The sequence below is a fragment of the Luteococcus sp. Sow4_B9 genome (assembly GCF_052116585.1).
Classification (GTDB): domain Bacteria; phylum Actinomycetota; class Actinomycetes; order Propionibacteriales; family Propionibacteriaceae; genus Luteococcus.
On the sequence record NZ_JBQKKT010000018.1, the window covers coordinates 25328 to 51021 of the forward strand.

At 67.1% G+C, this 25694-nt stretch carries 19 protein-coding genes and 1 tRNA gene; 4 read left to right on the forward strand and 16 right to left on the reverse strand.

Annotated elements, in window-relative coordinates; translation table 11 throughout:
- Positions 1-17: 17 nt before the first annotated feature.
- From ACTQ49_RS11160 to ACTQ49_RS11200, 9 genes are all read right to left on the reverse strand, one after another.
- Entirely contained in the window at positions 18-2189 is a 2172-nt protein-coding gene (locus ACTQ49_RS11160; RefSeq protein ID WP_441827914.1) for a 3-hydroxyacyl-CoA dehydrogenase NAD-binding domain-containing protein, read from the reverse strand.
- Complete coding sequence (locus tag ACTQ49_RS11165) at positions 2186-3364, reverse strand: acetyl-CoA C-acyltransferase (protein ID WP_441827915.1); 1179 nt, start codon at positions 3362-3364, stop codon at positions 2186-2188. The genes ACTQ49_RS11160 and ACTQ49_RS11165 overlap by 4 nt, the downstream gene beginning before the upstream one ends.
- 227 nt (positions 3365-3591) lie before the next feature.
- Positions 3592-4035, reverse strand: a complete 444-nt coding sequence (locus ACTQ49_RS11170) for an OsmC family protein (RefSeq protein WP_441827916.1) — start codon at positions 4033-4035, stop codon at positions 3592-3594.
- 213 nt (positions 4036-4248) lie between these two features.
- Positions 4249-5976, reverse strand: coding sequence for a fumarate hydratase (locus tag ACTQ49_RS11175; RefSeq protein ID WP_441827917.1), 1728 nt, complete (start codon positions 5974-5976; stop codon positions 4249-4251).
- A gap of 78 nt (positions 5977-6054) precedes the next feature.
- The gene (locus ACTQ49_RS11180) at positions 6055-7320 is read right to left on the reverse strand and encodes a hypothetical protein (RefSeq protein WP_441827918.1); all 1266 of its coding nucleotides are present in this window, start codon (positions 7318-7320) and stop codon (positions 6055-6057) included.
- A gap of 123 nt (positions 7321-7443) precedes the next feature.
- Positions 7444-8193 carry a type 1 glutamine amidotransferase domain-containing protein gene (locus ACTQ49_RS11185; protein ID WP_441827919.1) on the reverse strand — a complete coding sequence of 250 codons (750 nt, stop codon included), beginning with the start codon at positions 8191-8193 and terminating at the stop codon, positions 7444-7446.
- A gap of 198 nt (positions 8194-8391) precedes the next feature.
- A complete protein-coding gene (locus ACTQ49_RS11190; protein WP_441827920.1) occupies positions 8392-9387 on the reverse strand; it encodes a hypothetical protein in 996 nt (331 codons plus the stop codon).
- A 508-nt stretch (positions 9388-9895) separates the two neighbouring features.
- Positions 9896-11317, reverse strand: a complete 1422-nt coding sequence (locus tag ACTQ49_RS11195) for an ATP-binding protein (protein ID WP_441827921.1) — start codon at positions 11315-11317, stop codon at positions 9896-9898.
- Positions 11314-11979, reverse strand: coding sequence for a response regulator transcription factor (locus ACTQ49_RS11200; RefSeq protein WP_441827922.1), 666 nt, complete (start codon positions 11977-11979; stop codon positions 11314-11316). Before ACTQ49_RS11200 ends, ACTQ49_RS11195 begins: the two co-directional genes overlap by 4 nt.
- Before the next feature lie 266 nt (positions 11980-12245).
- Here ACTQ49_RS11200 and ACTQ49_RS11205 point away from each other — a divergent pair, with 266 nt between their 5' ends.
- The 4 genes from ACTQ49_RS11205 (at position 12246) to ACTQ49_RS11220 (ending at position 16707) form a co-directional block, all read left to right on the forward strand.
- Positions 12246-13565: a sensor histidine kinase gene (locus ACTQ49_RS11205; protein WP_441827923.1), complete on the forward strand. Its 1320-nt coding sequence runs from the start codon at positions 12246-12248 to the stop codon at positions 13563-13565.
- An 11-nt stretch (positions 13566-13576) separates the two neighbouring features.
- Positions 13577-14284 (forward strand): response regulator, encoded by a 708-nt coding sequence (locus ACTQ49_RS11210; RefSeq protein WP_441827940.1) that lies wholly within the window; start codon positions 13577-13579, stop codon positions 14282-14284.
- Positions 14285-14569: 285 nt separating this feature from the next.
- Positions 14570-15451 (forward strand): ABC transporter ATP-binding protein, encoded by an 882-nt coding sequence (locus ACTQ49_RS11215; protein WP_441827924.1) that lies wholly within the window; start codon positions 14570-14572, stop codon positions 15449-15451.
- Positions 15452-15561: 110 nt separating this feature from the next.
- Positions 15562-16707: an ABC transporter permease gene (locus ACTQ49_RS11220; protein WP_441827925.1), complete on the forward strand. Its 1146-nt coding sequence runs from the start codon at positions 15562-15564 to the stop codon at positions 16705-16707.
- An 82-nt stretch (positions 16708-16789) separates the two neighbouring features.
- Here ACTQ49_RS11220 and ACTQ49_RS11225 read toward each other — a convergent pair whose 3' ends face one another.
- From ACTQ49_RS11225 to recF, 7 genes are all read right to left on the reverse strand, one after another.
- Complete coding sequence (locus tag ACTQ49_RS11225) at positions 16790-17509, reverse strand: VIT1/CCC1 transporter family protein (RefSeq protein WP_441827926.1); 720 nt, start codon at positions 17507-17509, stop codon at positions 16790-16792.
- A gap of 181 nt (positions 17510-17690) precedes the next feature.
- Positions 17691-17764 (reverse strand) — tRNA-Ile (locus ACTQ49_RS11230).
- Between the two features lie 65 nt (positions 17765-17829).
- Complete coding sequence (locus tag ACTQ49_RS11235) at positions 17830-18456, reverse strand: DUF3566 domain-containing protein (protein WP_441827927.1); 627 nt, start codon at positions 18454-18456, stop codon at positions 17830-17832.
- Positions 18449-21082, reverse strand: a complete 2634-nt coding sequence (gene gyrA / locus ACTQ49_RS11240) for a DNA gyrase subunit A (protein ID WP_441827941.1) — start codon at positions 21080-21082, stop codon at positions 18449-18451. Before gyrA ends, ACTQ49_RS11235 begins: the two co-directional genes overlap by 8 nt.
- A gap of 307 nt (positions 21083-21389) precedes the next feature.
- On the reverse strand, positions 21390-23420 hold the full coding sequence (gene gyrB / locus ACTQ49_RS11245) for a DNA topoisomerase (ATP-hydrolyzing) subunit B (protein ID WP_441827942.1): 2031 nt from the start codon (positions 23418-23420) through the stop codon (positions 21390-21392).
- Between the two features lie 273 nt (positions 23421-23693).
- Positions 23694-24281 carry a DUF721 domain-containing protein gene (locus ACTQ49_RS11250; protein WP_441827928.1) on the reverse strand — a complete coding sequence of 196 codons (588 nt, stop codon included), beginning with the start codon at positions 24279-24281 and terminating at the stop codon, positions 23694-23696.
- Positions 24278-25567, reverse strand: coding sequence for a DNA replication/repair protein RecF (gene recF, locus ACTQ49_RS11255; protein ID WP_441827929.1), 1290 nt, complete (start codon positions 25565-25567; stop codon positions 24278-24280). The genes ACTQ49_RS11250 and recF overlap by 4 nt, the downstream gene beginning before the upstream one ends.
- Between the last annotated feature and the right edge of the window lie 127 nt (positions 25568-25694).

Sequence of the window (25694 nt, forward strand, 5' to 3'; positions counted from 1 at the left end):
CCACGGAAACACGCCGGTCAGCGCACCGGTTGTGGATCACTTCTTGAGCGGCTTGCGGGTGCGCGCCATGTGCTCGGCCCGCGCCGCGCTCCCCGGATGGCACAGCGCCTCGAGCCCGTGGTCGGGCTCCAGCTGGCTGCCTGCCGGGTGATCGTGGCCGGCTCCGGTGCGGTGTAGCCCCCGGCCAGCGAGCGGGCCAGCTCCAGGGCGCTGGAGACGACATGGTCCAGCGAGAGGCAGATCTGGTCCGCCGGAGCGAGCAGCCCCCGGCCTTCCAATTCGAAGGCCCCCTGCACGTGCGCCGCGGCGGCGATCAGGTCGAAGGCCGAGCGCACCGGCTCGTCCAGACCGGCCTCCGTCATCAGCCGCACGGCATGGGTGGCACCACCCCAACAGGGATACAGGCCGACGTTCAGCTCCGGGAAGCCCAACGCGGCCTCGGCGTGGACGACCCTGGCAGCGCAGGCAAGCGCCAGCTCCGCACCACCACCCAGGGCAAGGCCCCGGAAGGCACCCACCACCGGGAAGGGGGCAAAGCGCAGACCGAGCATGGTGTCGGCCCCGCGCCGCAGGAAGGGGCGGGCGGCCTCTCGGTCCCCCTGCTGCGCCAGTCGGGTCAGGGTGGACAGGTCTGCTCCCGCGCTGAAAGCCTTCACATTGTCGGAGGCGATCAGCAGGGAGCTCAGACCCCACTCCTGCCACCGCTCGAGGATCTGCTCGACGGCCTCGAAGACACCATCGGTCAGGGAGTTCATCGGTGTGCGCAAGGTGAGCAGGCAGGTCCCCCGGTCGTCGATGCGATGGACCGCGGCATCGGTCGATTCGTGCAGCACCGTGCCCTGGCGCACCAGCTCGGCGACGGTGAGCACGCCCTCCCGGGCAGGCAGCTCGCGCAGGCTGCCGTCGCTGCCCAGCACGTGCTCCGCGTCGGGGAAGAAACCTCCCACCTCGACGGCCTTGGCGAGCAGCTCGGGAACCTGGGTGCCCTCGGCGGTCAGGCGCTCGACGATCCATTCCAGGCCCACCTGGTCGGCCAGGGCGAAGGGGCCCTTGGCCCAGCCATAGCCGAGCACCATGGCCTGGTCGATGTCGTCGACGGTCTCGGCGATCTCCTCGGCCACCTCGCAGCAGTAGAGCACCAGCTCGGAGAAGACCTTCCAGGCATAGCGTCCTGCGGGACTGTCGGTCTCCATCACCGCACGGGCGCCCTTGGCGGCCAGGGCGGCGTCATCGCCCACCTGCTTGGGCCGGTACTCGAAGTCGTCGGTGACCACCTCGTCGCGCCCGCGGTAGAAGCCCGACGGCCCACTGCGCCCGGTGAGTCCACGTTCCACCAGCCCCGTGAGCACCGGGTTCGCGGCGAAGGCGTAGCGGTGGCAACGATCCGTCTGCGGCAGGGTGGCGTGCAGGCTGTTGAGGATCGGCCCGAGCACCTGCAGGCCGATGTAGTCGAGCAGACCGAAGATGCCGGTGCGCGGCACCCCGAAGGGCTTGGAGAAGACCGCGTCGGCGAGCTCGGGGGCGATGCCCTGATCGAGCGCGAGCTGCGCCCCGGACTCCAGCCAGAAGTTGCCCACCCGGTTGGCGATGAAGCCGGGGGTGTCACGGCAGGTCAGCGCGACCTTGCCCAGCTGCTGCTCGATGACGGTGCGGATCCGCTGCATCACGTCGTCGCGGGTGCGCTCCCCCTGCACGACCTCCACCAGCCGCATCACCCGAGGCGGGTTGAAGAAGTGGGTGATCAGGAAGTACTCGGCCATCTCGTCCATCGTCGAGGCGAGCTCGGACAGCGGGATGGTGGAGGTGTTCGACGAGACGATCGAGTCGGCCCGGCGGTGGGCGGCGATCTTCGCGTAGATGTCGGCCTTGACGGCCGGGTCCTCGAAGACGGCCTCGACGATCCATTCGGCCTCGGCGAGGCGGGCGAGGTCGTCGTCGGTGTTCAGCGCCTCGACGCGCTGCGCGAAGTCGGCTTGCATGAAGCCGCGACGCTTGACCTGCAGCTCGATGCCCTTGCGGGCGCGGGCGGAGCGCGCCTCGTGGTCGTCACCCTCGGAGGGGACGTCGAAGAGCAGCACCTTGATGCCAGCATTGGCCATGTGGGCGGCGATGCCCGAGCCCATGGAGCCGGCTCCGATGACGGCGGCGGTGGTGACGGCTTGGTCGACCTGGGGAACGAGCTGGCTCATCGGACGGCCTCCAGCACCACGGCGATGCCCTGACCGCCACCGATGCACATGGTCACCAGGCCATAGCGGCCACCGTGCGCCTGCAGGTGGTACATCGTCTTGGTGGCGAGGATCGCGCCGGTCGCGCCCACCGGGTGCCCGAGGGCGATGGCACCGCCGTCGGGATTGGTCTTCTCGGGATCCAGGTGCAGGGCGTCCTGCACGGCCAGGGCCTGTGCGGCGAAGGCCTCATTGGACTCGATGACGTCCATGTCGTCCAGCGAGAGACCGGCCTTGGCCAGTGCCAGCGGAACGGCCTCGACGGGGCCGATGCCCATGATCTCCGGCGGCACTCCGGCGATGCCCCAGCCGGCCACGCGGGCCAGCGGGGTGAGCCCGTGCTTCTCGACGGCCTCGCCCGAGGCCATCACCAGCGCGGCGGAGGCGTCATTGATGCCCGAGGAGTTGCCGGCAGTGACGGTGCCGTCCTTCGCGAAGACGGGCTTGAGCTGCGCCAGCTTCTCCAGGCTGCTGGGGCGGGGATGCTCGTCCACCTCGAAGCTGACGGTCTCGCGCTTGGCCTTCACGTCGATGCCGACGATCTGCTCGGCGAAGCGCCCCTCGGCGATCGCGGCGGCGGCGCGCTGCTGGGACTGCAGGGCGAACTCGTCCTGGCGTTCACGCGAGATGCCGTACTTCTGGGCGACATTCTCGGCGGTGACACCCATCGCATAGCCGTTGAAGGGGCAGGAGAGCGCCCCCGTCAGCCAGTCGTAGACGACGCCGTCGCCCATCGGCCGGCCGGCACGCATGCCGGGCAGGGAGTAGGGGGCCTGGCTCATCATCTCCAGACCGCCGACCAGCGCCGTGCTGGCGTCGCCCGTGAGGATTGCCTGGGCTCCGGAGGCGATGGCCTGCAGGCCGGAGCCACACAGGCGGTTGACATTGGCGGCGGTGGACGAGACGCGCATTCCGGCGCCGAGCGCCACGACGCGCGACGAGTGGCAGTCCTTGCCGGTGGTGGGGAGGATCTGGGTGTAGTAGCAGGTGTCGATCACCTCGGGATCGATCTTGGCGCGTTCCACGGCTGCCGTGGCCACCGTCGTACCGAGCACCGTTGCCTCGGTCTTCGACAGTGAACCCTGGAAGCTGCCGATCGCAGATCGTGCTCCGGAGACGAGATAGATGTCGGTCACGGTTCTTTCCCGTCGGTGCAAAAGACCCGAATACGAATGATAATTCGTAAACTGTGGTCCTCACGGTAACCGGACCATTCTGGGACTCTCAATGAAACTCGATGATGCATTTCCATGACGAGCTCCCGACCCAACCCCCCACACCCTCGCGTGAGCACCAATGGCGCACCATGACATCGGGCTCACCCCTGCAGATGCAGGAATGAGCCCGGTTCGTTCGGTGTCGCTCAGGAGCGGGGCGCCACCTCATGGCTGGAGACGGCCGGGTTGGCCAGAGTGTCCTGCACCGGACAATGGGACTCGATGAAGTCGATGAAGGCCGCTATCTCCTCGTCCGTGTTGTCGGCGTCGATGTGGAAGACGCTGTGGATCCGCGAGAAGCCGATCTTCGCCTCAGGGTTCTTGCCCATGAAGCCGTCCGGGTCCAGGACTCCGGAGCACTCCACCCGGATGTCGTGCAGGTTGATCCGGTTCTTGCGAGCGAACGAACGAGCGACGATGCACTTGCACGCCCCCAGGGCACCCAGCAGGGCCTCGACGGGATTCATGCCCTGGTCAGTGCCACCCAGCATCGGGGGTTCATCGATGGTGATTGACATGCCTCGGGCGGTCACGGTGGTGACCAAGGTCTCGGGGGCGTGGGCGGTCGCAGTGAAGGTGGTGTCGGCCATGACTACTCCTCGTGAAATCGGATTGGTCCTGCCAACAGGCCTATCACTCGACACCGCGCCCACCCTCAGCGCCCCCGGCCTGAGCTGGGCCCCCGCAGCATCAGCGCTCGCGATGGGGTCGTGATCTGCAGCCACCAGTGCGCTGGAACGCAACCGGGCCCGGCATCCACGTGGTGGTTCCACGTGAAACCCGGGCCCGGATGGCGGAAGGGGCTACTTCTGACCCTCGGTGTCACCGGCGGAGTCGATGTCGGGACGAGTGGTGATGCTCATCACCAGCGGCTTGTTGACCTCGGCGAAGAAGTCATTGCCCTTGTCGTCGACGACGATGAAGGCCGGGAAGTCCTCCACCTCGATCTTCCAGACGGCCTCCATGCCGAGCTCGGGGTACTCCAGCACCTCGACCTTCTTGATGCAGTCCTGGGCCAGACGAGCGGCGGGACCACCGATCGAGCCCAGGTAGAAGCCCCCGTGCTCCTTGCACGCGTCGGTCACCTGCTGCGAACGGTTGCCCTTGGCCAGCATGACCTTCGAGCCACCGGCGGCCTGGAACTGGTCCACATAGGAGTCCATCCGGCCAGCGGTGGTGGGGCCGAAGGAACCCGATGCCATGCCGTCCGGGGTCTTGGCCGGGCCGGCGTAGTAGACCGGGTGGTCCTTCAGGTACTGCGGCATCTCCTCGCCGGCATCCAGACGCTCACGGATCTTGGCGTGGGCGATGTCGCGGGCCACGACCAGCGTGCCGGTCAGGGACAGGCGGGTCTTCACCGGGTGCTTGGTCAGCTCCGCGAGGATCTCGTCCATCGGCTTGGTCAGGTCGATCTTGACCGCGGCGCCCTTGCCGGTGCCGCTGATGCCGTCGCTCTCGGCGTCCAGATCGGCCGGAACGGTGTCGGGCATGTACTTGGCCGGCTCGAACTCCAGCTGCTCGATGAAGACGCCGTCCTTGGTGATCTTGGCCTTGCACTGGCGGTCTGCGGAGCAGGAGACGGCCAGGGCGACCGGCAGCGAGGCACCGTGGCGGGGCAGGCGGATGACGCGCACGTCGTGGCAGAAGTACTTGCCGCCGAACTGGGCGCCGATGCCGAGCTTGCGGGTCAGCTCCAGCACCTGCTCCTCGAGCTCGACGTCGCGGAAGCCGTGACCGGTGATGTCACCGTGCGTCGGCAGGGTGTCGAGGTACTTGGCCGACGCGTACTTGGCGGTGCGCAGGGCCCACTCGGCGGAGGTGCCGCCAATGGTGATGGCCAGGTGGTAGGGCGGGCACGCTGCGGTGCCCAGGCTGCGGATCTTCTCCTCGAGGAACTTCATCATCGAGTCGGGGTTCAGGATCGCCTTGGTCTCCTGGTACAGGTAGCTCTTGTTCGCCGAGCCACCGCCCTTGGCCATGAACAGGAACTGGTACTCGTCGATGTCGTGGCCGGTGCTGGCCTCGATGTCGATCTGCGCCGGCAGGTTCGAGCCGGTGTTCTTCTCCTCCCACATGGTGATGGGGGCGTTCTGCGAGTAGCGCAGGTTGAGCTTGGTGTAGGCGTTGTAGACGCCCAGCGCCAGCGCCTTCTCGTCGGGGCCCTCGGTCAGGACGTGCTGGCCGCGATGGCCGGAGACGATCGCGGTGCCGGTGTCCTGACACATCGGGAGTACACCGCCGGCGGCGATGTTGGCATTCTTCAGCAGGTCGAGCGCGACGAACTTGTCATTGGGGCTGGCCTCCGGATCGTCCATGATCTTCTTCAGCTGGGCCAGGTGGGCTGGGCGCAGGTAGTGCGCGATGTCGTGCATGGCGGTCTCGGCCAACAGGCTCAGCGCCTCCGGGGCGACCTCCAGGAACTTGCGTCCTCCGGGTCCCTCGACCTCCTTCACACCCTCGGTGGTCAGCAGGCGGTAGGGGGTCTCGTCCTTGCCGAGCGGCAGCATGTCCTCGTAGGCAAACTCAGCCATCTTCACTCCTTCGTTGGGCTGGCACCAGTCTGTCACGCCCGGGCTCCGACGGGGCGTCCGGGTGAACGGGAAGTGGCCTCATCGATAGGTCTCGGCCACCAGCTCCATCGCCTCCTGCAGTGCCGCCTCGGAAGGGCCGTCATGGACCCCCTCGAGGATCACCACTCGGCCCTGGTCGGGCGCGCACCAGCGGACGTGGAAACCGTCCGGGCGGGGCCAGAGGTGCCCCACACCCACTTCGCCATTGATCGGTGGCGGTTCGATCTGCGCGACCTCACCACCCACACCCGCCCCGGTGCCGTCCGGCTCGATTCCGGCCGCGCACTGCGCCTCCACCGCTTCGGCTGCCTCGCTGCGCGTCACCGTCAATCGGGCGGTGTCGCCGGCCTGGTGCAGGACGAGCGAGTCACGGCCAGGGCCCAGCTCCAGCACTTCCCACCCGCCCGGAAGGCGGTAGCTGCCAACACCCCCGGAGACGTCGAGTTGTGCCCCCGCCGGATCCGCCTGAGCCTGCCCACCATCCTGGGCCTGTTCAACCCGGACGGACCCCTCGTCGGAGACCCATGACAGGACGCCGCCGAAGACCCCCGGAATGAAGAGCAGCGCGGCGAACAGGCCGATGGCGCGCGAGCCCATGGAACTCCCCGTCTTCAGGCTGTTGGATGACGGTGATGAGGCATTCCCGGCACGGCCCTTGAAGGTGATGCTCCGACGTCCAGCCACCGCCTCCCACATGGCCTGCACCTCACCCTGGGGTGTGGCCGGCCCGGAGCTCGCATCACGAATCTGCGGCACCTGCGCCGGTGGGCGCCAACCACCCGCCTCGTCATCCGCAGCCCACCACGGACGCTGGGCCGGTGCGGTCACGGACGCGTGCTGGGGCAGGGCTACGGACTGGGGCTGCCCCTGCGGGGGTGACATCGGCTGGGACTGGGTTTGGGCCGCCGCGAAGATCTCCCGCACCGACGGGTGGTCATCCACAGTCCCGCCGCCCACGGTTCCCGCCCTCGACTGGGTGGGCACCTGCGCCTGGGTGGCCGCCTGCGGCCGGGCTCCGGCGGGGCCCGGGGCAGGCCGCAGCACGCCGGCCTCGCCACGATTCTCGTCGGGCCGGGGCATCGCCGCACCCAAGGCGGATGTTCCCCGCAGGGCCGAGGAGTCCACCGTGCTCGTCGAGGCAGAGCTGACAAAGGTGCTCGGCTCGCTCCATGGGCGCTGACTCAGCGTCGCGCTCCATGGGCGATGACTCAGCGTCGCGCTGGGGGCAGTGAAGCTCCACCCGCCCAGCGCCGCGCCCGGCACGTCCTCATGGGACGAGTCCCCCGTACCCAGGTCGTCCGCCATGACGCCGCCTCCTGTCCAACCAGGTCCTGCTCACGCCATGATCCCATGCCCGCAGGACGATGCCCCCTCCGGGCACGGGGATCAGTGCTGTGGCGTGTGTCGGCCTGGCTCAGTGACGCGGAATCACTCGTCGTCTGCCTTCTCCGCATCCTTCTCGGCGCGCAGCTCCTGGGCGGCGGCTTCCTCCTCCGCCTTCTCCTCTCGCACCAGCGTGGTCAAGATCTTGACCACCTCCTTGGCGACGCCGGCAGCGGAGGCGGGATTCTGGCCGGTGACCAGGAGATCGTCGACCACGACATTCTCCTCCCAGTCCTCGGCGTCGACGAGCTTGGCTCCCTGCGCCTCCAGCTCACTGGACAGCAGGAAGGGCACCTGGTCCTCCTTGCCGAGCGCGCGCTCCTCGGAATCGGTGAAGGCCGCCACCTTCCGACCCTCCACGATGCGCAGGCCATTGGCCAGTTCGACGTCCAACAGACCCGACGGCCCGTGGCAGACAGCGGAGACAACGCCGCCGCCGTCAGCCAGTTCACGCACCACGCGGGCGAGGTGGGGGTTGCCACGGAAGTCGACCATGGTGCCGTGACCGCCCACCAGGTAGACGGCGTCATACTGGTCCACCTCGACGAACTCGAGCTTCGCGGTGTTGGCGAGCGAGGCCTGGACTGCGGCGTCCTCCTCGAAGAGCTCGGTCACCTCGGTGCGGTCGCCACCCGGGTCCACCGGGGGCCTTCCACCCTGTGGGGATGCGAAGTCGACCACATGCCCCGCGTCGCGGAAGACCTTCCAGGGATCGGCGGCCTCGCTGAGGGTGTAGCCGGTGGGCTCGCCGGCGAGCTCATCGGCGCTGGTCAGGACGAGAAGTACCTTCTTCATGCATCCACACAACCGGTTGACCCGCCGTCGCGTCCAGCATCTTCGCAGTCAGTGAACCTGCGCAGGGCGAACGTCAGGCCGTGCGGAGGAGCCCTTCATGGCACGGCCGGGCTGCTGAGCCCGGCACGACAAACGGGTCCTGACCCCGAAGGGTCAGGACCCGATCCTGTGGTTCCAGGCCAAGTCGGTCAGGACAACTCAGCGCTGGCCATTCTTCCGGCGTCCGGCGAAGGCCGCCAGGAAGGCGATGCCGCACACCCCGGCACCAGCGGCGTACGGGGAGAAGCCGTCGCCAAGGTCACCGGTGTGGGGAAGACCGGCGGGACGGTCGCCCTCTTCAGGGCTCTCGTCATCGGCCGGGGGCAGCGGCAGGTCCACAGGAGTCTCGTCGTCGACCGGGGTCGGGACGGGAACGACGACGACCTCGTCATCACCCTCGTCATCGGTCGGCGGGAGGGGGAGGTCGGAGGGAGCAGGAGCCGGGGTCTCGACCGGCTTGCTCGTCTCGGGGGCCGGGGTCTCGACCGGCTTGCTCGTCTCGGGGGCCGGGGTCTCGACCGGCTTGCTCGTCTCGGGGGCCGGGGTCTCGACCGGCTTGCTCACCTCGGGAGCCGGGGTCTCGACCGGCTTGCTCACCTCAGGAGCCGGGGTCTCGACCGGCTTGCTGGGCTGGGGCACGGGGGTCTCCGCGGGCTTGCTCGGCTCGGGAGCCGGGGTCTCACAGCCACCGCCGGAGTTGGGCTTGCCATCTTCGCAGGGCTTCGGGGTCTCGACGGGCTGCGTCGGCTCGGGGGTGGAGCATTCGGGGCCGTAGAGCATCTCGCTGCTCTGGTAGACCTGCGAGTCCTCGCCAACGTCAAGCGTGTCGCCCAGGGCGTCCAGCTGCTCCTGGGTGCCGCGGTAGATGTCGGCCTGGACCACGCGGCCGCACGGAATCTCGCCGCCCACGGGGAAACGAGTCTGGACGTACTCCCAGCCACGGTTGCCGTCGGCACCCTCGGGGAGCAGCCACCACATCTCAACGGTGATCTTCTTCTGGGAGTTCTCGGCGGCGGGCGAGGTGCTCACGCCAGGCGTGCCGGGCTGGGCCTCGTCGGCGACTGCGGTTCCAGCGCCGAACCAGCTGCTGCCAGCCAGGACGAGTGCGCCCAGGCACGATGCCGAACGAAGGGTGGTACGGGTGATGGATCGCATCTCTGCAGTCCCTTTCCTGACAAAGGCCACGAATTGCCGCACTCCCCCAGAGCGCAAGACTCCAATTCGCTACCGACAGGGAATGCACCGCGCCACAATGCAGCGTCCCCCGAGGCATTCCGTCGGATGGCTCCATACTTGCCCAAAAACCTTGCGTTGACTACCGCAAATTCAGCCCTTTCTGACAAGCATGTTTACTACATAACACGTAGTCAGAACGTTCCTGATGGCAACCTGAAACAACTTCGGAAAATATTTATGCCGCCATAATTAAAACAAGCGGATTTCATTCAAATTAATTCGACCGACCCACATAGAATCTGGTGAATCAAGGGGTACCAAGAGCGAAAATGACCCCCGCCTCCAGATGGAGGAACGAGGGCCACTCGGGCAGCCAGACCCCGGGGGAGGGGAACACGATGACCGCTTCTTGGGAAAGGAGGTCGCAGGTGTGTGGTCCGGCTGCGGAGCCGACACTAGTACAGGCCAGCCCGCAGAGGAAAACGCCTCAGACCGACACTTCGGCGCGCGCAGGAATCACCGGGGATGCCTTGCGTGCAAGGGGAAGCGTCATCTCGAAGCAGGCTCCGACGCGGCGCGGGCGGCCGTCTTCGTCCAGCGGGACGCTGTCCTCGATGCCGTCGCGATAGACCACGTCGCCACCATGCGCCCGGGCGTAACCACGAGCAATGGGAAGGCCGAGACCGGAGCCCTTGGTCGTTGTCGCCGTCGACGACAGACGCACCAGTCGGTCGAAGACGCGCTCCTGGTCTGCAGGCTCGATGCCCTGACCCGAGTCGATCACTCGCACCACCGCCATCTCCACGCCGCCCTGACCAGGACGCGTGGACAGGTCGATGACCACCCAGCCCTCCGGTGCAGCCGCGCGACCAGCATTGTCCACCAGATTGCGCAGCACGCTGGTGATGCCCTGGCGGTCGGCATTGACCAACAGATTGTTGCCCCGCACGATCATCTCGATGCGGGGATGCACGAGCTGCATGCGTCGTTGTTCGGCCAGGGCGAGGTCGCCCAGATCCAGCAGTTCGAGTCGAAGGGTTGGGCCGGCGTCCACGCGAGCGGCCTCCAGCAGACTGTTCACCAGATGGCCACCCCGGCTCGCCTCACGCCCCAACAGGAAGGCGAGCTGCTCACGTTCCTCGGTGGCGTCGGCCGGCAGCTGGATCAGGGACTCGGCAGCGGCCTGGATGCCGGCCATCGGAGTCTTGAGCTCGTGGGCGGCATCGGAGAGGAAGCCCTGCATCTGTTCCGCCGAGGCACGAGCCTGGGCCTCGGCGAGGCGCGCTCGGATCTCTGCTCCCTCAAGTTCATCGAGCATCTCGTCGATGGCGGCCGCAGTCCTGCCCACCTCGGTGGTCTCATGGGTGGCGCCCATGCGAATGCCGCGCTCACCCTCGGTGATCCGGTTGGCACGGTCCACCATCACCTCGAGCGGCTTGAGGGCGACGTCGGTGATCACCACCGTCAGCAGACTGGCACCGACGATCCCCAGCAGACCCACCAGGAGCAGCGATCCATCCAGGGAACGACGGGCATTGATGACGGGATCGATCGACTCCCAGACGGTGACCTCCGCCCCCTTGAGTTCACCGCTCGACTCGAGGACGTCCGATCGGGACCGTGACCGTTCCGGCGGTCGGGCATCACCCACGATGCGGTCATCGGCCAACTTCACCGAGACGTGCATGGAGCCGCGGCGCACCTGCTGGACCAGCTCCTCCGCCGAGGCCTGCTGTCGAGCCAGCGTCTGGGCATGCTCCGACCCCTGGTTGAGTCGCGTTTCCATGTCGTTGATCTGACGATTCATGAACACGGCGTCGGTGACGATACCGACACCGAGCATGGTGAGCGCCAGAACCACGAACATGGCCGCCAGCACTCGTGCCCGGATCGACCGGCGACCGATCACGTAGTACCCAACCGGTACCCTCGGCCCCTCACCGTGTGGATGACACGCGGTCCATGGGCCTCGAGACGACGCCTGAGGCTGGAGATGTGGACTTCGACGATGTTCTCGTCGTAGCCGTCATATCCCCAGACGGCAGTCAACAACTGGGTCTTGGACACCACGCGCTCAGGGTGCTTCGCCAGCTGACTCAACAGTCGTCGCTCGGTTTCGGTCAGGTCGATCGTGGTCCCGTTGCGACTGACGATGGCCGCGTCATCGGCGATGGTCAGATCACCGATGGTGACACTGCTGCCCATCGCCCCAGTACGGCGCAGGATGGCCTCGACACGGGCCATCAACTCCACCATGGCGAAAGGCTTTGCCAGATAGTCATCCGCGCCCTGGCTCAGGCCGCGGATCCTGTCTGTCATCTCGTCACGCGCGGTCAGCATCAGAACTCCTGCACGTGAGAGCTTGCGCACCACGCCCAACAGTTCGAATCCGTCCCGCCCCCCGGGAAGCATGACGTCGAGGATGACCAGATCGGGCTGGTTGGAGGTGATCGCACGCTCCAGCTCAGTTCCGTCCGGCAAGGCCTGTGCCAGGTGTCCCTGCGAGCGCAGGGCCGACACGACCGAGGCCCTGATGACCTCGGAGTCCTCAACAATCAATACCTTGCTCACGCTGACATTCTGCACGCTTGATCAGCAATGCGCGAGCCTCAAACACCCTTTTGGGCGACGAGTCCAAACATTGCCCGCCCAGTTCCGGGCACGGCAAACATCAAGCTCGTCGGATTGTCAAGCAACAAAACGATCGGCGCGAGATCTTTTTCACACAAGGGGTGTCCGACGCTCGGTGACCTGCCTGCGGCGCAAACATCGCTCCCCCGTCCGCTCTCCCCCTTGCGATGGAGGCACCCAGCACCACCGATGAATAGGCTCACGGCATGAACTGGTTGGACCTGCTTGGCGGAGCTGACGTCTGGGAGCGCGAGTCACCGCCCGTCGGCCGTCAGGACTGGGGGGTGACTGTCGGCGTACTGCTGGTGGTGGTCCTGTGCCTCGAACTCTCGCGAGCCTTCCTCCCGGTGGAAAACATGCGTCCGCTGTGGGCCCAGTACGCGATGGTGGCCCTCCAGACACTGCCCCTGGTGGCCCGACGCCGTTTTCCGCTGGCGGTCGCAGTGCTCGGATTCGTCGGCTTCTTCGTCGCCGCCACCTATGTTCCCGAACTCGGCTACCAGTCCGTGACGATGGCGATCACCTTCTTCGCGGTCTTCTCCGGGACGGCATGGGCCGGTGACCGGCGTCAGGCCGCGCTGGTCCTGGGCGCACTGGTGGGCCTGATGATGCTGTGGGTGGCGTGGGATGTCTCGCTGGGCAATGCGATCGACAACTTCCGGGAGATGCGGGCCCAAGGGGGTCTGGGGCACGGGATCCTCTCCCCGCTGGTCTCCTGGGTGCTCTACTCGGCCATCGTCAACCTGGTCTTCATCCTGGGGGCCATCGCCATGGGCCAGTCCGCCTGGCGCCAGGCGCGCGACCGGGCGCTGCTCGAGCAGGCCGTCCAGACCATCGAACGCCAGAGCCAGGAGTTGCAGCACCAAGCCGTGGTGGAGGAGAGACTGCGCATCGCCCGGGAGCTGCACGACGTCGTCGCGCACCACGTCTCCGTGATGGGGATCCAGGCGGCCGGGGCTCGCAGGCTCCTGCAACGCAATCCCGACGGGGCTGCCGAGGCGCTGGCCAATGTGGAGGAGTCCGCACGCCAGAGCGTGACGCAGATGCGCGGTCTGCTGGGAGCGCTGCGCGCCGTCGATCCCAGTGCGGGAGGCGATGACGAGGGCGGTCGGGAACCGCAGCCCACCCTCGCCGAACTCCCCACCCTTGTGGAGTCCTTCTCCCGCGACGGTCTGGCCGTGGACCTCACGATCGTCGAACCACGGCCCGGTTCCCTCGAAGCGCTGCCGCTGCCATTGCAGCTCTCGCTCTACCGGACGGTCCAGGAGGCCCTCACCAATGTGGTGCGACACTCCACGGCACGTGAGGCATCCGTCCAGCTCAGGCTGGAGGAGCGGCACGTCGAGGCAGAGGTCCTGGACGCGGGCCGGCCCCGCACGGGCACCAGCGGCAGCGGGCTCGGGCTGCTGGGCATGCGGGAACGCGTCACCTCACACGGTGGCAGCTCCGAGATCGGGCCCCGCGTCACCGGTGGCTACCGTGTGCGCGTGAGGTTTCCCCTGACGAGCCTCGGCAAGGAGACGTGATGACCAAGCCCATTCGGGTGCTGCTGGCGGATGACCAGGCGCTGGTGCGCAGTGGCTTCCAGATGATCCTCTCCGTGGAGGACGACATCGAGGTGGTTGGCACCGCATCCAATGGCCAGGAGGCCCTGGACAGGGCGCGGGAGCTGCGGCCGGACATCATCCTGATGGACGTCCAGATGCCCGTGCTCGACGGGATCGCCGCCACCCGGCTGGTGGTGGCCGAGGACCTGTCCCGTGTGGTGATCCTGACCACTTTCGACCGCGACGACTATCTCTTCGACGGACTCGCCGCCGGGGCCTCCGGTTTCCTGCTGAAGAACACCGACCCGGAACGACTCGTCGACGCGATCCGCGTGGTCTCCAACGGCCATGCCCTGCTGGCGCCCGACGTGACCACCCGGGTGATCCGACGGATGACGTCGACGCAGACCGTGGGCACGCAGACCACCAGTCCGCAGGCGACCGCCACACCGCCCGAACGGAACCCCACGCCGCCCCAGCTCCCCCATGGGATGGAACTCACCAGCCGCGAGACGGAGGTGCTGCAGCTGGTGGCCGAAGGACTCAGCAACCAGGAGATTGCCGAGAGGCTCTTCGTCGGCGAGGCCACGGTCAAGACGCACGTCTCGAATGTCTTGGCCAAGCTCGGAGTCCGAGACCGGGTGCAGGCCGTTGTCTGGGCCCATCGCGCGGGCATCGCGCTCACGGCCCACGACTGATCCTCCAGCACCCACAACCCCTGTGGAAAACCTTGTGGACATGGGGTCAAGCCTGTGGACAAGGCGCTGCCTGCAGGCGCCGAGCCTGTGACTCCGTCGCCCATCCCCCGCGCCGCGCACCAGCGACTCCGTCGCCCATCCCCCGCGCCGCGCACCAGCGACTCCGTCGCCCATCCCCCGCGCCGCGCACCAGCGACTCCGTCGCCGGGCGGATGTGGCGGCCCCACCCTTTTGGGAGGCTGGAGACACCAGCCGGACGAGCCGACTGGGACACCGGGAGGAAGCATGCTGGAAGTCCAGAACCTCACCCGTCGCTACGGAGAAAACTTGGCCGCGGATGACGTCTCCTTCACCGTCGGCGACGGTCAGATGATCGGTTTCGTCGGCGGCAACGGCGCCGGCAAGACCACCACGATGCGCATGGTCATGGGCCTGCTCGCCCCAGACAATGGGCGCGTCCTGTGGAACGGGTCACCCGTCACCTTCGACGAGCGCGCCCGCTTCGGCTACATGCCGGAGGAACGCGGCCTCTACCCCAAGCAGCCCATCCTCGACCAGCTGGTCTACCTGGCCAGACTCAAGGGCTTGGGCGCCAGCCAGGCCCGGTCCGAGGCGATCGAACTGCTGGAGCGTTTCGGGCTCGGCGAGCGCACCAAGGACAAGCTGGAGAAGCTCTCGCTGGGCAACCAGCAGCGCGTGCAGATCGCCGCCGCGGTGATGGCCAGCCCCACCTGCCTGATCCTCGACGAGCCATTCAGCGGCCTGGACCCGACCGCGATCGACCAGATGGCCGACCTCCTGCGCGAGCGCGCCTCCCAGGGCATCCCGGTGCTGTTCAGCAGCCACCAGTTGGACCTGATCGACCGGCTCTGTGACGGACTCGTGATCCTGGCCCGGGGCCGCGTGGTGGCCAGGGGCAGCAAGCAGGAGCTCGAATCCCGCGGCCGGATCCGCCACCGCCTCGTCGCCAGCACGGACACCGGCTGGGTCCGCGACCTGCCCGGCGTGGTTGCCATCGACGTCGACGGCTCCACCGCGCTGCTGGAACTCAGCGAGCCGGGTACCGAGCGCCTGCTGCTCACCGAGGCCCTGCAGCGCGGCGAAGTCCTGGAGTTCAGCCGCGTCCGCCCCACCCTGTCCGAGATCTACCGCGAGGTCGCAGCATGAACACCCACGACGCGTTCGACGCCCCTCGACAGACTCGGAGAGCAGCAGAGACCCGAGCGGCCGGAGCCTCGACCTCTGGCGGCAGGGCCCAGCAGCCGTGGATCACGGTGATGACCCGCGAGATCATGGTCAAGCTCACGGACCGGTCCTACATCATCGGCACCCTGGTGACTCTGGCGCTGGTGCTGGGCTCCATGGGCGCCGGAGCCTGGTTCGGTGAACGCTCAACCCAGTGGGATCTGGCGGTGGTCGGCCACCAGGCCGAATCCTTGGGCACCGCCATGAGCGCCCTGGTGGAAGGACAGGATCCTGACGACGAGCTGCGCCTGGTCACGGCCAGCAGTACGGCAGCAGCCCAGGACCTGGTGCGCAAGGGCGACGCCGATGCCCTGCTGCAGCAGGTGGACGGCACCTGGCACCTCACCTTCAAGGACTCCACCAACACGGGCCTGCTCACCACCGCGCAGCAAGCCGTCAGTGCCCAGGTGATGGCCGAGACGGCACATAAGGCAGGCACGACGCCGGACAAGCTGATGGCAGCCACCCAGGTGGGAACCGACCTGTTGGAGGGTGACACCACTCGCGCCCAGGCCGGCCAGGTGATGGCGCTGGTCTTCGCGGTGCTCTTCCTGATGTCCGCACTCACCTACGGCATGCAGATCGCCCAGTCCGTGATCGAGGAGAAGCAGTCGCGCATCGTGGAAATCCTGGTGGCGGCCATCCCGGTGAGGCACCTGCTGGCCGGCAAGGTACTGGGCAACACGATCATGGCCTTGCTGCAGATGGGACTGCTCGTCGGGACCGGCCTGCTGGGCGCCAGCTTCATTCCGACCCTGAGGGACTTCCTGCCCTCCATGACCCAGGCCGTCGGCTGGTACCTGGTGCTCTTCCTGGCCAGCTTCCTGGCCCTGGCGTGCATCTGGGCCGCCGCCGGTGCCATGGGCACCCGCAGCGAAGACCTGCAACACACCAGCTCCCCGATGATCTACCTGCTGATGGGCGTCTACTTCGCGGGATTCATGGCCACCGGTGCCTGGAAGGTGGCACTCAGCTATGTGCCCATCGTCTCCGGTGTCCTGATGCCGGCCCGCATCGTCGAGGGCAGCGCCCAGTGGTGGGATGGATTGATCGCCCTGGCCCTGAACCTGCTCTTCGCCGGCATCACCGTCTGGATCGGCGAGCGCATCTACCGCCGGGCGCTGCTCCAGACCCAGGGGCGCCTCAGCTACCGGGAGGCGCTCAAGCTCAGGGGGTGATTCCCCACCGCATCGCCGATGGCCCGAGACCTGCAGTGCGGTCTCGGGCCATCGGCATGCAGGACCGTCATGGAAGCGCGGGTCAGGCGAGCGTCGCCCCGAAGAGTCGCCCGATGCCAAAGGTGATGGCCATCGCCAGCAGGCCACCCAGCACGAGCCGGATCATGGCTGGCGCCACGGGCGCCTTCCCCAGACGGGCCGAGAGGGCACCGGTCATCATCAGCGCCACCACCACCAGCGTCATCACCACGGGGATGACCAGACCCTCGGGGGCCAGCAAGACCCCGAGCATCGGCACCAGGCCACCGGTGGTGAAGGCCAGACAGGAGGCCCAGGCGGCTTCGAAGGGACTGCTGGTGGCATCCGGGTCAATGCCCAGTTCCAGCTGGGCGTGCGCATCGAAGGCGTCGCCGGCATGGATCTCGTCGGCGGCCGTGCGCGCAGTCGCCGAGCTAACACCCAGGCCCTCGAGCATCGAGACCATCTCGTCGCGCTCCTGCTCAGGAAGCTCCCGGAGCTCGCGGCGTTCCATGGCCAGCATCGACTTCTCGGAATCGCTCTGGGCGCTGACGGAGACATACTCGCCCACCGCCATGCTCATCGCTCCCGACGAGATCCCGGCCACACCGGCCATCAGCAGGGTGCGCGACGAGGCGGAGGCTCCGGCGACGCCGATCAGCAGGCCGGCCATGGAGACGATGCCGTCATTGGCGCCCAGCACTGCCGCCCGCAGCCAGTTCAGGCGGTCGCCCACATTTCCCTCTGCGTGCAGCGTCGCCGTGTCCTTGCCCGATGTCGTCATGACACTTCCTCCCTGTTGTGGCATGACCATTCTGGGACGAACAAAACTCCTTGTCATCCAAGGAAAGGATGGGCTCAGCAAGGTTAGGCATGGCTTGGGGGCGCGGGCCGCGAGCGCCTTCGACGGCATCGTGGCCGAGGAAACAGAAAACCCCTTGGTGTACACCAAGGGGTTGATTCTGTGGGCCTAACTGGACTTGAACCAGTGACCTCTGCCTTATCAGGGCAGCGCTCTAACCGACTGAGCTATAGGCCCGCAGCTGCTCTCGCAACGAAGAGTTACTTTACAGCCCTTCGCGGCTAGAGCACAAATCGGGGTGTTCAGTCCTCGGCCAGCGTGACCTCGAGGCCCCCCAGGACCGTCGCAGCCAGGTTGTAGAGGAAGCTGAACAGCGTCGCCAGGGCAGTGAGCAGCACCACATTGAGCGACGAGATCAGCGCCGCGAAGCCCAACACCTTCGGGGTGTTGACGTAGTCCTCCAGACGGAAGGCCGTCTCGGAGCCGGGGCTGGCCACCAGGTCCGTCACCGCTGTGTTCACGGCCTCGAAGACGCCGGAGGCGTTGATGACGCCCCAGATCACCCAGGTGGAGATGAAGAAGATGATGCCTCCCGCAATGGTGAACAGGAAGGCGGTCTTCATCACGGACCACGGGTCCACGCGGGACAGTCGCAGGCGAGCGCGACGGGTCCGACGCGAACCCACCTGGCCGGCACCATCACTGGCCGTGGCCGCAGCCGCCGCAGCAGCAGTCTTGCTGCGCAGGTCGGTCACCTTGCCGCCCATCGACGACGAGGCGTCGCCCAGTTTCTTGCGGGCCTTGCTCCACGACGACTCGGCGGTGGCGCCTGCCCCAGAGGCTTCAACGACGGTCGCGTCGTCATGGGGCGCCTGGGCGGCCTGCGCCGCCTCGGCACCGATCTTGGCGGCCTTGCTCGGGTCACTCACCGGATTCCTCCTGGTCGTCGTCGGCCGCGTCAGCCGATTCCTGCTCGTCAACGGTAGCGGTCTCGTCCTCGCTCAGGGCAACCGACGCGGCGGTGGACTCGGCATCGGGCGCCTCGACGGCGGCCTCGTCCGCCTCTTCCTCGTGACTCTCCGGGTTGAGCGCGATCACCGCAACCTCATCCTCGCCACGCACACCGACGAACTTCACGCCCATGGTGTCGCGGCCCTTGGCGGGCACATCGGCCACGGCAGAGCGGGTGATCTGGCCCGAATTCTTGATGGCGATCACCTCGTCGTGCTCGCTGACCACCAGACCACCGACGAGGTCGCCGCGATCCTCGGCCAACTTCATGGCCTTGATGCCCAGACCACCGCGGCCCTGCTGACGGTACTCACTGACTGCGGTTCGCTTGGCGTAGCCCTCCGACGTCACGGTGAACACGAACCGGTCGTCCTCCGCCATCTCGGAGTCGATGACCGCCATGCTGAGCAGCGAGTCGTCGCCCCGGAACTTCATGCCCGTGACGCCACTGGTGGCGCGGCCCATCGGGCGCAGCTGGTCGTCGGCGGCGGAGAAGCGGATGGCCTGCCCCTTGCGGCTGACCAGCAGGACGTCGTCCTCCTCGCTCACCAGCTGGGCGCCGATCAGCTCGTCATCCTCGTCGCGGAAGTTGATGGCGATGACGCCGGCCTGCCGCGAGCTGTCGTACTGGCTCAGCGCGGTCTTCTTGACCAGGCCCTTCTTCGTGGCGAGCAGCAGGTAGTCCGCATCCTCATAGGTCCTCAGGGTCAGCACCTGGGCGATCCGCTCGTCGGGCAGGAAGCTCAGCAGTCCGGCGACGTGGCCACCCTTCGCGTCACGACCACCCTCGGGCAGCTGCCAGGCTTTGATGCGGTACACGCGGCCCATGGTGGTGAAGAAGAGCACCCAGTGGTGGGCCGTGGTGGTGAACAGGTGCTGCACCTCGTCATCGGCGCGCAGGTTCGCCCCCTTGACGCCCTTGCCGCCACGCTTCTGCACGCGATACAGGTCGCTCTTGGTGCGCTTGGCGTAGCCGCCGTGGGTGATGGTGACGACGATGTCCTCGTCGGGGATGAAGTCCTCGTCGGAAAAGTCACCGTCGGCGGCGACGATCTTGGTGCGACGGTCGTCACCGTACTTGTCGGTGATCTCCTGCAGCTCCTCGCCGATGATCTTTCGCTGGCGCATCTCGTTGGCCAGGATGTCCTTCAGGTCGGCGATCAGGCGCTCCAGCTCGGCCAACTGGTCGATGATCTTCTGACGCTCCAGGGCGGCCAGGCGACGCAGCTGCATGTCGAGAATGGCGGTCGCCTGCTCCTCGTCGATGTCGAGCAGCGCCATCAGACCCTCACGGGCCTCGTCGGTGGTGCGCGAGCGACGGATCAGGGCGATGACCTCGTCGAGCATGTCGAGGGCCTTCACCAGACCGCGGAAGATGTGCGCCTTCTTCTCGGCCTGCTTCAGCTGGTACTCGGTACGACGTCGGATGACCTCGATCTGGTGCGCCACCCAGTAGCTGATGAACTGGTCCAGGCGCAGGGTGCGCGGCACGTCGTCCACCAGGGCCAGCATGTTGCAGCCGAAGGTGTCCTGCAGCTGAGTGTGCTTGTACAGGTTGTTGAGCACGACGCGGGGCTGGGCATCGCGCTTGAGGATGATGACCAGACGCTGGCCGGCACGCGAGGAGGTCTCGTCGCGCATGTCCGCGATGCCGGTGATCTTGCCGGCGTTGACCAGCTCGGCGATCTTCTGCGCCAGGTTGTCGGGATTGCACATGTAGGGCAATTCCTTGGCCACCAGCATGGTGCGGCCGTTCTTGTCCTCCTCGATGTCCACCACGGCGCGCATGGTGACCGAGCCGCGGCCGGTGCGGTAGGCCTGCTCGATGCCGTCGCGGCCCACGATGGTGGCGCCCAGCGGGAAGTCGGGGCCCTTGATGAAGCCCATCGACGCCTCGAGCAGCTCCTCCTCGCTGGCCTCGGGGTGCTCCAGGGCCCACTGCACCGCCTGGGTGACCTCACGCAGGTTGTGGGTGGGGATGTTGGTGGCCATGCCGACGGCGATGCCCGTCGAGCCGTTGACCAGGAGATTGGGGAAGCGAGCGGGGAGCACGGTGGGCTCCATCTCGCGGTTGTCGTAGTTGGGGCGGAAGTCGACGGTCTCCTGGTCGATCTCGCGCACCATCTCCATCGCCATCGGCGCCATCTTGCACTCGGTGTAACGCATGGCTGCGGCGGGGTCATTGCCCGGCGATCCGAAGTTTCCCTGGCCGTTGATCAGCGGCGCACGCATCACCCACGGCTGGGCCAGACGGACCATGGTGTCGTAGATGGCCGAGTCACCGTGGGGGTGGTACTTGCCCATCACCTCGCCGACCACGCGGGAGCACTTGTTCCAGCCACGATCGGGGCGGTAGCCACCGTCGTACATGGCGTACAGGACGCGGCGGTGCACCGGCTTGAGGCCGTCACGGACATCGGGCAGGGCACGGCCGACGATGACGCTCATCGCGTAGTCCAGGTAGGACTTCTGGATCTCGTCGTTCAGGTCGATCGGCTGGGTACGCCCGTGATTCGGCGCGTCGATCTCCTCGATGGTGCTGATCTCGCCCTCGGCGGGCTTGTCGCCCTGCTCGCCGACGATCTCGTCCACCGGCGACAGGTCGTCGGAATTGGCCTGCTCGTCGCTGCCCTGCGGGCCCTGCGGGGTCTCACTCATCTGTGTTTTCCCTTGTCAGTTCGTAATTCGTGAAGTTCGTGGTGTGGTGGCCCCGGCCGCTGGCCACCGTGTCTGGAATCCGACCCCGAGACCCGTTCGATCCGGAGCGCAGGCCCGAAGCGAGCCTGCGAGCGGTCGGGCCGGTGCGCGCGACGGCGCCGGGGGTTCGAGGGGGTCGCCCCCCTCGCTCTGTTCAGATGTCCAAGAACCTCACGTCCTTGGCATTGCGCTGGATGAAACTGCGGCGCTGCTCCACGTCCTCGCCCATCAGGATCGAGAACATCTGGTCGGCCATCGCGGCGTCGGCCAGGGTGACCTGCAGCAGGATGCGGCCCTCGGGATCCATCGTGGTGTCCCACAGGTCCTGGGCGTCCATCTCGCCCAGACCCTTGTAGCGCTGGATCGGGTTCACGGTGGGCAGCTTCTTGCCCTTCTTGAGGCCCTCGTCGCGCAGGGCGTCACGCTCGGCATCGCTGTAGGCCAGCTCATGCGGGGCATTGGTCCAGCGCAGTCGGAAGAGCGGCGGCTGGGCCAGGTAGACCTTGCCCTGTTCGATCAGCTTGGGCATGAAGCGGAAGAGCAGGGTGAGCAGCAGGGTGCGGATGTGGGCGCCGTCGACGTCGGCGTCGGCCATCAGCACGATCTTGTGGTAGCGCAGCTTCTCGATGTCGAAGTCCTCGTGGACGCCGGTGCCCAACGCATTGATGATGGCCTCGACCTCCTTGTTCTGCAGGATTCGGTCGAGCCGAGCCTTCTCCACGTTCAGGATCTTGCCGCGGATCGGCAGGATCGCCTGGGTGCGCGGGTCACGGCCACCCTTGGCGGAGCCACCGGCGGAGTCACCCTCGACGATGAAGACCTCGCACTCCTCCGGCTTGTTGCTGGAGCAGTCGGCCAGCTTGCCGGGCAGTCCGCCGGAGCCCAGCAGACCCTTGCGGTTGCGGGCCATGTCGCGCGCCTTGCGGGCGGCGATGCGCGCCTGGGCGGCGGCCTGGCTCTTGCGGACGATGTCCTTGCCCTCGGCGGGATTGCGCTCGAACCAGTCACCCAGCTTGTCGTTGACCACGCGCTGCACGAAGCTGCGTGCCTCGGTATTGCCCAGCTTCGTCTTGGTCTGGCCCTCGAACTGGGGCTCGGACAGCATGATCGAGATGATGGCGGTCAGACCTTCGCGGATGTCGTCGCCGGAGACGCGGTCCTCGCGCTTCTTGATCATGCCCCAGGTCTCGCCCCACTTGTTGACCGTATTGGTCAGCGCGGCGCGGAAACCTTCCTCGTGCGTGCCACCCTCGATGGTGTTGATGGTGTTGGCGAAGGTGTGGACGCTGGAGGTGAAGGACGTGTTCCACTGCATGGCCACCTCGACGCCCATGCCGGCCTCCGGCAGGTGGGCCTCGACATTGATGACGCTGGGGTGGATCGGCTCGCGGGTGCCGTTGATGTACTTCACGTAGTCCACCAGGCCGTCGTCATAGCGGAAGCTGTCCTGGTTGGGCTTGCCGTCCTCGTCGACGTGGTCCGGACGCAGGTCCGTGATCTTGATCTCCAGGCCCTTGTTCAGGAAGGCCATCTCACGGAAGCGGGTGGCCAGGGTCTCGTAGGAGTAGTTGGTGGTCTCGAAGATGTCGGGGCTGGCCCAGAAGGTGACCTTCGTGCCGGTCTCGTCCGTCTCCTCGCACTGCTTCAGGTCGTACTCCGGCACGCCCAGGTGGAAGGTCTGCTCCCAGCGGTACCCGTCGCGCTTGACCTCGACGGTGAACTTGCTGGACAGGGCGTTCACCACCGACGAGCCGACGCCGTGCAAACCACCGGAGACCTTGTAGCCGCCATCGCCGAACTTGCCACCGGCGTGCAGCACGGTCAGGGCAACGGTGACGGCCGGCAGGCCATGGGTGGGGTGCATCTTGACCGGGAAGCCACGGCCGTGGTCGGTCACCGAGATGCCGCCCTCGGGCAGGATCTCCACCTCGATCGACGATCCATAGCCAGCGAGTGCCTCGTCGACGGAGTTGTCGACGATCTCGTAGACCAGATGGTGCAGGCCACGCTCACCCGTGGAGCCGATGTACATGCCGGGGCGCTTGCGGACGGCCTCAAGACCCTCCAGCACCTGAATCTGGCCGGCGTCGTAGCTACCCGCCGCGACGGAGGTGTCGCTCGAATCTTCGAGCCCCTCCAGGCGACCCACCTCTTCCTCAGGGGTCTGGTCCGCGTCGATGCCCACTCCGGGGTTTTCGCTCACCTTGGGTTGCTCCTGTTCGCATGACCGTCGCCCGTCCGCTGACACGGTCCGGGCGACACTTCTCCAACAGGGAAATTCTACCGCACGGACCGGAGAGCTTGTTCATTGGCGGGGCGTGGCGCGGCTGGAATGCCTCTGACCGGCTCGCAAAGGCCTGTCTGGGCGGCTGCCAGTAGGCCTACCTAGGTCCCCAGCGCACCCCGCGGCTCCCTGGGCCCCTGTGGCCAGATTTCTGGGCCGCCCCACCCGGTTCGCTCAGCCGTAGGTGTCGCGCGGGCCACGGCCGTCACGAACACTGCGCGGGCCGTGCTTCCAGCTGGGTGCCGTGGGGCCCAGGACCGTGATGCGGGTGACCGTTCCCTGGCCAAGCTGCCGGTTCAGTTCCGCGACCAGGCTGGGGGCCAGCATCCGCAGCTGGGTGGCCCACACCGTTGCGTCGCAACGCACCGTGAGCACCGTGTCCTTGTAGGACTCGGGGGTGGAGTGGGCGGCATTGGTGGGGCCCACCAGGCCATCCCAGCGGTCGAGGAGATGCCGCAGGCTCACCTCGCGTTGCCAACCGCGCTCCTCGATCACCCGCCCCAGGGCGGCACCGAGTGGCTGGGGGTCGCGAGCATCGGGACCCGCTCCGGAACGGATGGACCCATCGGTCCAGGAGCGACGCCGAGTGGTCTTCTTCTTCCGGACGCCCCGGGGCGGGGGCAGCAGCGACTTCGTTCCCTGCGCAACCTGGCTGGCCAGGTCCGTTCCCAAGGGGTCGTGTTGCGCCAGCACCTCGCGGTCGGCATCGCTGGCCGTGGACGCCGATTCCTCTGTCCATTCGGATTCCGGGAAGTCGGTCATGCGTCCTCCCCAAGAAGTCCACGACCGTCCACCGATCCATCCACAGACTTTTCCACAGTCTGTGGAGTGATCTCGGTCACATGTTCACTTTCCTTGTCACCAAGGGGTTCGCCGTCGATTCCAGCCGGCCTGACAGTGCCAGCACTCACCCTATAGCGCCGGCCGGTGGGCAAACCGTCGTCATCCAGGGTCAACAATTCGGGCACATCGGTGGGGACGGCCGCGGTGACCAACACCTGTTCGGCGCCACGCACATGCTCGGCGAGCCGCAGGCGACGGGTGGAGTCCAACTCGGCGAAGACGTCGTCCAGCACCAGCACCGGCTCGATCCCGTCGGCCCGCAACAGTTCGAAGGACCCGAGCCGCAGGGCCAGCGCGAGGCTCCAGCACTCGCCGTGGCTGGCATAGCCCTTGGCAGGCAGCTCGCCGATGAACAGGGTCAGGTCATCGCGGTGAGGGCCAACCAGGCTGACACCGCGGGCCAGCTCCTCGCGTCGACGCTCCTGCATGGCCTCCCGCATCCGGCGCTCCAACAGCTCACGGCCGGGCTCGTCGGCCACCCCGATGCTGGTGTCCAGCGACGTCTTGTACTCGGCCGCCGCAACATTGTTCGTCGGTGCGATCTCCTCGTAGGCACGGCTCACGTGCGGCATCAGATCCGTGATCGTGTCCATCCGGGCATGCAGCAGTTCGCTGCCGATCCGGGCCAGCTGTTCGTCCCAGACCTCCAGGGTGGCCATGGCGTACTCGTCAGGACGCTGCCCGGGCTTGGCCAGTTGCTTGAGCAGGGTGTTGCGCTGTTTGAGCGCCTTCTCGTAGTCGGCCTTCACGCCGGCCATCCGCGGCCAGCGGGTGATGACGATCTGGTCCAGGAAGCGACGCCGGTCGCTGGGATCGCCCTTGACGATGGCCAGGTCCTCCGGACTGAAGACCACGGTGCGCAGCACCCCGCAGATCTCGCGGGCACGCGGCAGGGCATTGCGATTGATTCGGGATCGATTGGCCTTGCCCGGGTTGACCTCGATCTCCAGCAGCAGCTGGCGGGGGTCGTCGCTGGCCGCCTGTACCCTGCCGCGGACGATCGCCTGGTTCGTCCCCGCCTTCACCAGGGGAGCCTCGCTGCTCACCCGGTGCGAGGACATGCTCGACAGGTACTCGACGGCCTCCACCAGATTCGTCTTTCCCTGGCCATTCTGACCGACGAAGATCGTCACGCCGGGCCCCAACTCCACGTCGGCCGACGCATAGCAGCGCCAGTCGGTGAGATTCAGGTGGTGGACGAACATGCCCCCCAATCTACTGGGCTGCCGATGACGCCGGGTCACCCGGCCTGACGGCCCGGTTCCACGTGAAACACCAAGCCAGACGACCGGAGGGAACCACCTCGCAGAGATGGTCCCCTCCAATGACCCC

Coding starts and splice junctions, on each gene's coding strand:
- ACTQ49_RS11175 (WP_441827917.1), bottom strand. CDS start 5,976: ATGGCTGAGTTTGCCTACGAGGACATGCTGCCGCTCGGCAAGGACGAG.
- ACTQ49_RS11170 (WP_441827916.1), bottom strand. CDS start 4,035: ATGGCCGACACCACCTTCACTGCGACCGCCCACGCCCCCGAGACCTTG.
- recF (WP_441827929.1), bottom strand. CDS start 25,567: ATGTTCGTCCACCACCTGAATCTCACCGACTGGCGCTGCTATGCGTCG.
- ACTQ49_RS11160 (WP_441827914.1), bottom strand. CDS start 2,189: ATGAGCCAGCTCGTTCCCCAGGTCGACCAAGCCGTCACCACCGCCGCC.
- ACTQ49_RS11185 (WP_441827919.1), bottom strand. CDS start 8,193: ATGAAGAAGGTACTTCTCGTCCTGACCAGCGCCGATGAGCTCGCCGGC.
- ACTQ49_RS11250 (WP_441827928.1), bottom strand. CDS start 24,281: ATGACCGACTTCCCGGAATCCGAATGGACAGAGGAATCGGCGTCCACG.
- ACTQ49_RS11180 (WP_441827918.1), bottom strand. CDS start 7,320: ATGGCGGACGACCTGGGTACGGGGGACTCGTCCCATGAGGACGTGCCG.
- ACTQ49_RS11215 (WP_441827924.1), top strand. CDS start 14,570: ATGCTGGAAGTCCAGAACCTCACCCGTCGCTACGGAGAAAACTTGGCC.
- ACTQ49_RS11225 (WP_441827926.1), bottom strand. CDS start 17,509: ATGACGACATCGGGCAAGGACACGGCGACGCTGCACGCAGAGGGAAAT.
- ACTQ49_RS11190 (WP_441827920.1), bottom strand. CDS start 9,387: ATGCGATCCATCACCCGTACCACCCTTCGTTCGGCATCGTGCCTGGGC.
- ACTQ49_RS11220 (WP_441827925.1), top strand. CDS start 15,562: ATGACCCGCGAGATCATGGTCAAGCTCACGGACCGGTCCTACATCATC.
- ACTQ49_RS11205 (WP_441827923.1), top strand. CDS start 12,246: ATGAACTGGTTGGACCTGCTTGGCGGAGCTGACGTCTGGGAGCGCGAG.